Annotated in this window: 8 protein-coding genes and 1 pseudogene; 6 read left to right on the forward strand and 3 right to left on the reverse strand. The window is 61.9% G+C overall.

The window, feature by feature from the left end; translation table 11 throughout:
- Positions 1–131 precede the first annotated feature (131 nt).
- Genes ABIZ35_RS18655 through ABIZ35_RS18665 form a run of 3 tightly spaced genes read right to left on the reverse strand, consistent with a single transcriptional unit; the run spans position 132 to position 2,991 of the window.
- Entirely contained in the window at positions 132–947 is an 816-nt protein-coding gene (locus tag ABIZ35_RS18655) for a nucleotidyltransferase family protein (protein ID WP_348221428.1), read from the reverse strand.
- Positions 908–1,825, reverse strand: a complete 918-nt coding sequence (gene ispE / locus ABIZ35_RS18660) for a 4-(cytidine 5'-diphospho)-2-C-methyl-D-erythritol kinase (protein WP_348221429.1) — start codon at positions 1,823–1,825, stop codon at positions 908–910. Before ispE ends, ABIZ35_RS18655 begins: the two co-directional genes overlap by 40 nt.
- Complete coding sequence (locus ABIZ35_RS18665; RefSeq protein ID WP_348221430.1) at positions 1,822–2,991, reverse strand: hypothetical protein; 1,170 nt, start codon at positions 2,989–2,991, stop codon at positions 1,822–1,824. The genes ispE and ABIZ35_RS18665 overlap by 4 nt, the downstream gene beginning before the upstream one ends.
- A gap of 54 nt (positions 2,992–3,045) precedes the next feature.
- Here ABIZ35_RS18665 and ABIZ35_RS18670 point away from each other — a divergent pair, with 54 nt between their 5' ends.
- From ABIZ35_RS18670 to ABIZ35_RS18695, 6 genes and pseudogenes are all read left to right on the forward strand, one after another.
- Positions 3,046–4,314 carry a M48 family metalloprotease gene (locus ABIZ35_RS18670; RefSeq protein WP_348221431.1) on the forward strand — a complete coding sequence of 423 codons (1,269 nt, stop codon included), beginning with the start codon at positions 3,046–3,048 and terminating at the stop codon, positions 4,312–4,314.
- A gap of 153 nt (positions 4,315–4,467) precedes the next feature.
- Positions 4,468–5,145, forward strand: a complete 678-nt coding sequence (locus ABIZ35_RS18675; RefSeq protein ID WP_348221432.1) for a MotA/TolQ/ExbB proton channel family protein — start codon at positions 4,468–4,470, stop codon at positions 5,143–5,145.
- Between the two features lie 3 nt (positions 5,146–5,148).
- Positions 5,149–5,766 (forward strand): MotA/TolQ/ExbB proton channel family protein, encoded by a 618-nt coding sequence (locus ABIZ35_RS18680; protein ID WP_348221433.1) that lies wholly within the window; start codon positions 5,149–5,151, stop codon positions 5,764–5,766.
- The gene (locus ABIZ35_RS18685) at positions 5,763–6,188 is read left to right on the forward strand and encodes a biopolymer transporter ExbD (protein ID WP_348221434.1); all 426 of its coding nucleotides are present in this window, start codon (positions 5,763–5,765) and stop codon (positions 6,186–6,188) included. The genes ABIZ35_RS18680 and ABIZ35_RS18685 overlap by 4 nt, the downstream gene beginning before the upstream one ends.
- Positions 6,185–6,673, forward strand: coding sequence for a biopolymer transporter ExbD (locus ABIZ35_RS18690; protein ID WP_348221435.1), 489 nt, complete (start codon positions 6,185–6,187; stop codon positions 6,671–6,673). The genes ABIZ35_RS18685 and ABIZ35_RS18690 overlap by 4 nt, the downstream gene beginning before the upstream one ends.
- 13 nt (positions 6,674–6,686) lie before the next feature.
- Positions 6,687–8,251: pseudogene (locus ABIZ35_RS18695) on the forward strand (hypothetical protein); the annotation flags it as partial.

Here is an 8,251-nt window from a genome sequence, read left to right on the forward strand (position 1 = left end):
GAGACGCCACTGGCTTTGGAAACATCAAGAGACATTTCGAAGGAGAAACAATCCTAATAATGTGTAAAGGATGTCGCCGGTCTAAAGTGTAAAGCATGTCCCTGTTCATACAGGGGGATGAGGGCCAATCTTCACACCAGCGCCAATATCTTTCGCGCCATATCGATATCCTCGGGGCGGTCCACATCGGTCCCAATCTCCGGATGCTCCGTGACGATCGCCGCGACGTTTCCGCCGCCGAGCAGGCGGCTGACGCCGGCTTCGAGCATCGGGACGGTGAGCTGTGAGGGCGCGATGGTTTGCGCGAGGAGCACGCGGAAGAGCAGGTTGCCGCCGAGCAGCCTCGCAAGGCGCAGGACGTCCTTGCGAGCGGCGTAGGCGCGCTGGATGGTTTCCTGCTGCTTCATAATGAAGTCGGCGCGCACTACCATCATGTTGCCGCCGGTAAACTCACCCTCGCGCACTTTGAGGGTGGTTCGCTTGATCTGCGGGAAGCGCTGGCGATACGAATCCATGGGGATGATCGGATAGCAGAGATCCGCGCCGCGCGCGGCGGCTTGGGCGACGAAATCGTCGACGCCCGCGCTGGTAATGAACGGGATATCGGAAGTCGAGATCAGAATGTATTCACCGCTGCTGTCCGCCTGGGCGGCGGTCACGCCCACGACGAGGTTCTCGACCAGCGAACTTCGCTCGGGCACGAGCGTATAGGCGGGATTTTCCGGAACATCGCCCACAACATAAAGCTGGTCCACGGATTTCGCCGATTGCAGCGCCTGGACGACGAAGTCCAGCATCATCCGTCCGCCGAGCGCGACCATGGCCCGGTTTTCCACACCCGTCGCCGCCCGCATCTCGTCGCTGGTCTTTCCGCCGGCCAGCACCACCGTATTCAAAAGTAACTTGCTCAGAACATTTCCTCCCGATCCCATGTCTCCGTCAGCCACACGCGGCCGACATTTCGCTCCGTAAGTTCCTGAGCTATGAGTTTCGCCGTTTCTTGCCCCTGGGCGGCAATGAAGATCGCCGCGCCGCTGCCGCAAAGCAGGGGACCAGTTGTATCATACCCGTGCGCGCACTGCTCCATGGCGTCAAACGCCATCTGGATCTGCGGGATCTGGCGCGCGACTACTTCAAAATCATTGTGAAGCATGGAGACGCGCCCTGCCGCGCGTTCGTCCCGCCATTGCTGGGTTGCGTTCGAGAGTGTCCGGTCCGGCTGGGCGTCCAAGGCGCCATAGGCGGCTGCCGTCGAGACACCCACGGTCGGCTTAACGATGACGAGAGAGTGATGTTCCCATGAGGCAATCTTGGAAATACGCTCGCCGAGGCCCTGCGCCAGCGCCGTTCCGCCGGTGAGAAAGAAGGGGACATCCGCTCCGAGCGCGGCGGCGAGGCCCGTCAGGCGGTCCTTCGAGAGCCGCAAGCCAAATAAACCGTTGATCGCGCGCAGGGCGGCGGCGGCGTCGCTGCTGCCGCCGCCGAGACCGGCTTGCGAGGGGATATTCTTTTCCAGCACGATGCGCAGGCCGCTCTTGTCGCCGGGGATGAGACCGCGCGCGGCGGCGGTCTTTTGCAGTCGAACGGCGGCCTTGTGCACGATATTAGAGGGATCGGCGGGCACGCCTTCGGCCTCGGGGCCAGTGATTTCCAGGGCCACGCCGGGAACATCCAGGGTGGGGGTGATGTTCAAAACGTCATGCAGGGCGATTGTCTGCATGATCGATTCGATGTCATGATAACCGTCCGAGCGCCGGCGTCCGACGTCGAGCGTGAGATTGATCTTGGCATGGGCGCGGATTGAGATCGGGGACTGCGTCGTCATGGCGTGGCGGAACCTGGATCTTTGGCGGGCTTGCGCGCCGATTGGGAATGCTTGCCGGGTTTGGGAGCGGGCAGGACTTCCGCGACGGCGGCGGCCATATCTTCGGGCTTGGCCTCGCGGAAGCGCGGAAGCTGTCTGAAGGCGGCGGCGAGCGTGCGCGGTCCGTACTTGTCGTCTACCGTCAGCATCTGGCCGATGAAGTAACGCATGCCCAGATCGTCCCGCTTGCTGAGCCACGCCTTGCTTGGGCCGGTCTTTTTGTACAGCGCAATCGCGGGAGCGATTAGCAGCCGGTCGAAATTCGGGGCGCCGCTAAAATCGCCCCAGGCCTTCTCCACCAGTGTGGGCATTCCGGGCGTCCGCTGGATCCAGCGGACAATCAGACGCTCGCCGAGATATCCATTCGCCCAGTACTCAGGATCGGTGTAGCCGCCGATCGCGGGGACGGCGAGATGGGAATACTCATGGATGATTTCGCGGACCCACTCGATGGAACTGCGCGAGGCGTCTAAATCGTAGAGGTAAAGATTATCCCGCCATTGTTCGCCGCCGCTCTGGCCGCCCCGGCAGAGCCAGACGTTGAACGGTGTGTCGCCATTCGCGGTCGGAGCGCCTGTTTTTTGCGCCCAGGCTTGATGCGCGATGGCCAGCAGCGAGCCTGTCCGCTCGGCGAGTCGCTGGTCGCCAGGAACGGTGTAGTGGACCCGGCAGAAGAGCTTTAGCTCATTGTCCGTCGCTTTGACGGGCTTAAGATAGACACAGGTTTCGTGGTCGAAGGTCCAATCGTGCTGCGGCTCCTGCGTTTTGCAGGGAAGATACGCGTTGACGCTGGCGACCGATCCCAGACCTCCGCCGATATCGCTGACGGAGACGGGAAGAGCGGCGAGTGTTGCGGGAGTAATATGGTCGGGCATGCCTGCCTGGATCAATTGCTCGACCTTCAGGGTCGCCGCAAGACCGTCCGGCCGGAGTTTGTGCGCGGCGGCGACGCAGTCCAGGGCTTCCTCGGCATTTCCCTGAAACTTTGCCTTGTCCGCGTGCTCTAAGAGTTCATCGTAAGTTAACGCAGGGTCGGGGGGACTCGCCGGCAGCGGGGCGAGCGCCAGCAACAGCAAAAAGGCGGCAGGCAAGGCCCGGGTCATCACGTACTGAAAACGGTATGCCATGTTGCAGACATTATAACACACCGGCGAATGCTTTTCAGAAGGGCAAGTGAGAATATGAACAGATTTCGACGAACTTTCGCGGGCGCGCTCTGCGCGGCCGCCATACTCTCGGCCGGCGCCACATTTGCGGAAACGCCCGTGCTGAGCGCGAAAGACCAGAAGCAGGCGGACAGCGAAGCGAAGGACGGCGCCACGATCTCGGCGGAAGTCGCGAAGCAGATGAAGCTGTCCACGGATCAGGCGCAGATCGACCGGGTCAATAAGATCGGCCAGAAGATCGCCGAGTTCGCGAACACGACCCGAGTTTCGATCGACCCTAAGAAAGGCTTCGGGAACGACAAGGTTTATCCCTTCACCTGGCATTTCAATGTGATCGATTCCAAGGAAGTCAACGCGTTTAGTCTGCCCGGAGGCTATGTTTATGTGAACTCCGGTCTGCTCAGCTTCGTCCGTAGTGATGATGAGCTGGCGGCGGTCCTCGGACACGAGATCACGCACGCCGCGCATCACCACAGCGTGGAGCTTGCGCATCAGCAAAGCAAGTTCAGCACCGGAACCATGGTCGCCATGATCGCCGCCGCGCTGGCGCATGTGGACATGTCCGATGTCGCCCATGTCGCCGCCGGCGTCACCTACACCCAAATGGGCATCATGAACAATCACTATGGGCAGAACGCTGAGAGTGACGCCGACCATGGCGGGATCGTGCTGATGCAGAAGGCCGGATACAACCCCGTGGGCGCCTTGACATTTATGCAGCGTCTGGCCGAGCAGGAAACGCATGGTGTGGACATTAATTATGGTATCCTTCAGGATCACCCGTTCACCAAGGAGCGTGTTGCGTCCATCGGAACGCAGCTTGCGCAGATGAATGTCAACGTGACGCCTAAAGTGCTGGCGACCGTCACCAACGCCAAGCGATTCGCGGTTCAGGAAGGCGCTATGCCAGGCGCGAAGAATATTGTGTTAGGCGATGTTCTGTGCGCTACGCTGGATGATCCCGACGGCTCACGTTCGCAGTCCATCGTGAAGGCGCTCAATGCGCAGTTCGACTCAGGGCTTGAGCTTCGCCATATCAGTCAAACGGACAATCGGGTGCTGGTCAAGGATCAGCCTCTGCTGACGATGACGGCGGCCGACGCCGCCCTGGCCCACGAGCCGACGCCTGCGGCGGTGGCAAGCGATGTGGCGAAGAATATCAAGACGGCGCTCTATCGGTCGTCCTTTTCTCTTTATAACCCGGACGCCAAGCCTCAGGTGACATCGGGCGCGCCGGAGGCGCAGCACTTCCTGAGCGTGAATGGAGTGACCGGCTTCAAATAATAAATACGCCCGGCGGTTTTAACCGCCGGGCATAAAGTTTGCGTAATATTAATCAATAAATTAAACTGGCTTTGAGTTACCCTTACGCCAGCGGGACCGTGTGAGGTTTTCTCGATCGTTCGTGATTGACACTGGAATGGAGTACTTTCAAGTATGGACCTCAACCCGGCTGGGTGGCTGCGCTTTCTGATGAACGGCGGCCCGATCATGTGGCCTCTGCTCGCATGCGCTTTCGTTGCTTTGGGCGTGATTGTCGAGCGCTGGATGGTGATCGGCCGTGCGGCGACGGATACGGAAGAACTGCTGGAGCAAGTGCGTCGCCATCTTTCCGAGGGACGGGTCGCGGACGCCCTGGCGCTAGCCGAGGGGACGCGCGGCCCGGTGGCGTCGCTGGTGGCGAGCGGAATCCGCAATCAAGACCTGGACGCCGATGCGATCGAGCGCTCCATGGAGGAGCTGGCTCTGCGGGAAACTCCCGTCCTGTACAAGCGCCTCGGGATCCTCGACACGGTCATTACGATCGCCCCGCTGCTTGGTCTGCTCGGCACGGTGACTGGTATGATCAAGGCGTTCAACGTCGTGGGCAATGTCGGCCTGAACCAGCCGATGGGGATCACGGGCGGCGTCGCGGAGGCCTTGATCGCCACAGCGACCGGCCTCGCCATCGCCATCGTCACCCTGATCGCTTATAACTATTTGACGGAAAAGGTCAAGGAGATTATCTCCGAGATGGAGACGCGGGCCACGCAGCTCCTGAATATTCTGGCCAGTCTTCGCGCGAAGTCTTCCCGAGCGGAAGCTGCGGCCCCGGTGGCTGGGGGCGCGGCCTAACCCATGAACCAAGACTTGCGCTTCCTGCTCGGCGGCGGCGTCATGATGTGGCCGCTGTTCCTCTGCGGAGTGATTTCCGTAGCAGTCATGATCGACCGCCTGCTCGCGATCGGAGCGACGGTGGGCGACAATCGGCGTTTGGTTGCGGAGGTGGAGAAACTCGTCCAGGCGGGCAAATACGCCGAAGCGCTCGCGGCGTGCGAAGCGCACCCCGGACGCGTCGCCGCGATGCTGGCGAGCGGCCTGCGCGCTCAGGGGCTGGACCGGCTCGCAATTGAGCGCCACATGGAGGAGTTCGCCCTGCGGCAGATGCCCGTCATGATGGATCGTCTCAGCGTGCTGGACACCATCGTCACGCTCGCGCCGCTGCTCGGCCTGCTCGGCACCATCACCGGGATGATCAAGGCGTTCCATATCGTCGGCTCCGCCGCGACCAGCGCGCCGACCATCATTACTGGAGGCATCGCGGAGGCTCTGATCGCCACGTCGGCGGGCCTGGTGATCGCTATCGTTACGCTCCCCGCTTATAACTTTCTGACCGAACGGGTCAAGGAGAACATTTCCGAGATGGAATGGCGCGCGACTCAGCTTCTGAACACGCTGGCTGGGAGGCGCGCATGAAACTGCCCCGCCAGGAAATGAAGCGAGCCCGGATCGAGATCATCCCAATGATCGACACGATCTTCTTTCTGCTCGTCTTCTTCATGATCGCCAGCCTCGCGATGATCCCCATGTCCGCGCACAAAGTCGATCTGCCGTCCAGCAGCACGGCTGCTCTGAAGCCTTTAGAGAAAGCCGTGGTGACGATCTCCAAAGAGGGCGACTATTACATCGATCAGAAGAAGATCGCCGGCGTGGGGGATATCAAGCCGATGGTGGCGTCGCGCCTGGCGCAGAATCCTTCGCTGGTGGTTGTGATCAACTGTGATAAATCGCAGCAGATCTCCAAGTTCACGCAGGCGCTCGATCTGGTGAAGCAGGCGAATGCGCAGAACGTGATGGTGGCGACCGACCCGCAGTCGCCCCTGGAGGCCGCGCATTGAAAATTCCACGCCCGCCGATGCGCAAGGCTCGTATCGAAATCATTCCGATGATCGACACGATCTTCTTTCTTCTGGTCTTCTTCATGATCGCCAGCCTCAACATGACCCGCATGCGCGCCATCGCCGTGGCGCTGCCGAAAAGCAGTCCCGCCGCCGCGACGGCGTCCGGCGGCGCGGGTGGCGGCGGCGACTTAATCCTGACACTGACCGAGAGAGGCGACTACTATTTGGGTAAGCAGCGCTTAGGCTCTGACCCGCAGGCGCTTCAGGCCGCCCTGACCGATCGCCTGCGGACCGCCGCGCCGCGCGACGTGGTTCTCAATCTCGGCAAGCAGCAGACGACCCAGTCTTTGGTCAGCGTGATGGATGTCCTGAACCACGCCCGCACGGCGACGGGGAAGGACGTTCCGGTGCTGATCGCAACGGAGCCGGTCGATCAAGAGGGACGCGCGCTGCCGTCCACCCCGCAGGCTGGAACCCGGTAAGGGAAGTATCAACATGGTCTCTCGCAAATCACGTCTGGCAATCGCTTATACGTCCTCCATCGTGCTGAACGGCGCATTCTGGCTTGTTTACAGCCATGAGCTGCGTTCCGGCAACGCGCATCCGGCGGTCAGCAACGAGACGGTCGAGCGAATGAAGCCGATGACCGTGGGACTGTTCAAGCCCCTGCCGCCGCTGCCTGCGCCTCGTCCGGCGCAGACCCCGTCGAATTCGGGACAGCGACCTTCGGAGATGGGCGCGGCGGGCGCGTCGCCGACACTTCGTCAGGCGGAAGCGAAGCGGGACGCCGCCGAGCGCGTTCTCGCTCAGAAGCAGGCGGCGGCGAATGCGGCGCAGTCACGCGCTGCGGGTTTGGCGTCACAGTCCCAGGAAAGCCAGAGAGCAGCCGCAACCGCCACGACGAACGTTCAGTCCGCGCAGCAGTTTGTCCAGCAGGCGCAGCTGATGATGCGGACGTCGCAGCAGAAATTAGCCGCCGCGCGCGCGGCGCTTGCGCAGGCGGCCCCCGCATCGCACGCAGCGATGAGCGCGGCGGTTCAGGCGGCGGCTAAGCGCGCAGCCTCGGATGCCGCCCAGGCGCAATCGGCGAGCGAAGTGCTGGCGCACGCCCAAGCTGCGGCCGACACCGCGCACAAGGTCGCATCCTCCCGCGAAGCGGCGGCGCAGGCGGCTCAGAGCAAAGCAGCCAGCATGCAGGCCGAAGTCGCCAAAGCTCAGGATCGCCTGAACGCCCGGATCGCCGCCGTGCAGCAAATTCGTCCGCAAAATGGGATCAAGATGGCTTCTCTCCCGGCGGCGGATTCGGACATCAACTCCAAAACCGACAGTGAGGAAGCGGCGGCGCCTGATCGCGCGTCGTCGGAGCCGCAAAAGAAAGAAAAGCCGCAGTCCAACATCGTGCTTCAGCGCATTCAAATGTGGAGTCCGAAGGCGGGGCAAAAGTTCAATCTGGCGACGAACCTCAACATCACCTTTCCCAAGGACATGCAGGTCACTCCTGGCCCCGCGCTGACCGAAGATCAGGTCGCGCAAATTCAGGAATTGATGCGTAACCAGCATCTGCACACGGTCAAGATGGATCGGCGCCAAGTGCGCAAGCTCGCGGAAATGCGCCGCAAGAGCACCAGCAAACCCAAGCCGAAAAAGATGGCCAAGTCGGATAGCGAGGATGAGCGCCGTCGCCAGCAGACGAAGCGCGCCAAGCCACGTCCTCCTATCCACAAGACAGTTAAGCCGCAGGGTGTGATGGCCTCCAACCTGCCGCGCCCACGTTCGCCGTTCGTGGTGAAGACGTGGGACAAGGACATGTACGACCGCTGGGCTCCGCGCCAGCGCGACGAGTCAGGTATCCAGGAAGAGACTGCGTCGCCACATGCCGGCGCCGGTGAGACACAAGTTGCGACCAACCTGCCTGGGGCGATCAATAACGACGGCGCCCAGGGAGCAGGCGGCGAAGCCGGACAGGGTAATACGACGCCAGACACAAACCAGCAAGGCGGGGCGGCGGGCCAGCAAGGCGGGGCGGCGGGCCAGCAAGGCGGGGCGGCGGGCCAGCAAGG

The organism is Capsulimonas sp. (assembly GCF_039929585.1).
Lineage (GTDB): Bacteria > Armatimonadota > Armatimonadia > Armatimonadales > Capsulimonadaceae > Capsulimonas.

Bases quoted from the DNA above. Each gene is read 5' to 3' on its own strand.
- ispE (WP_348221429.1), bottom strand. From the start codon at position 1,825: ATGACGACGCAGTCCCCGATCTCAATCCGCGCCCATGCCAAGATCAAT.
- ABIZ35_RS18665 (WP_348221430.1), bottom strand. From the start codon at position 2,991: ATGGCATACCGTTTTCAGTACGTGATGACCCGGGCCTTGCCTGCCGCC.
- ABIZ35_RS18670 (WP_348221431.1), top strand. From the start codon at position 3,046: ATGAACAGATTTCGACGAACTTTCGCGGGCGCGCTCTGCGCGGCCGCC.
- ABIZ35_RS18675 (WP_348221432.1), top strand. From the start codon at position 4,468: ATGGACCTCAACCCGGCTGGGTGGCTGCGCTTTCTGATGAACGGCGGC.
- ABIZ35_RS18680 (WP_348221433.1), top strand. From the start codon at position 5,149: ATGAACCAAGACTTGCGCTTCCTGCTCGGCGGCGGCGTCATGATGTGG.
- ABIZ35_RS18685 (WP_348221434.1), top strand. From the start codon at position 5,763: ATGAAACTGCCCCGCCAGGAAATGAAGCGAGCCCGGATCGAGATCATC.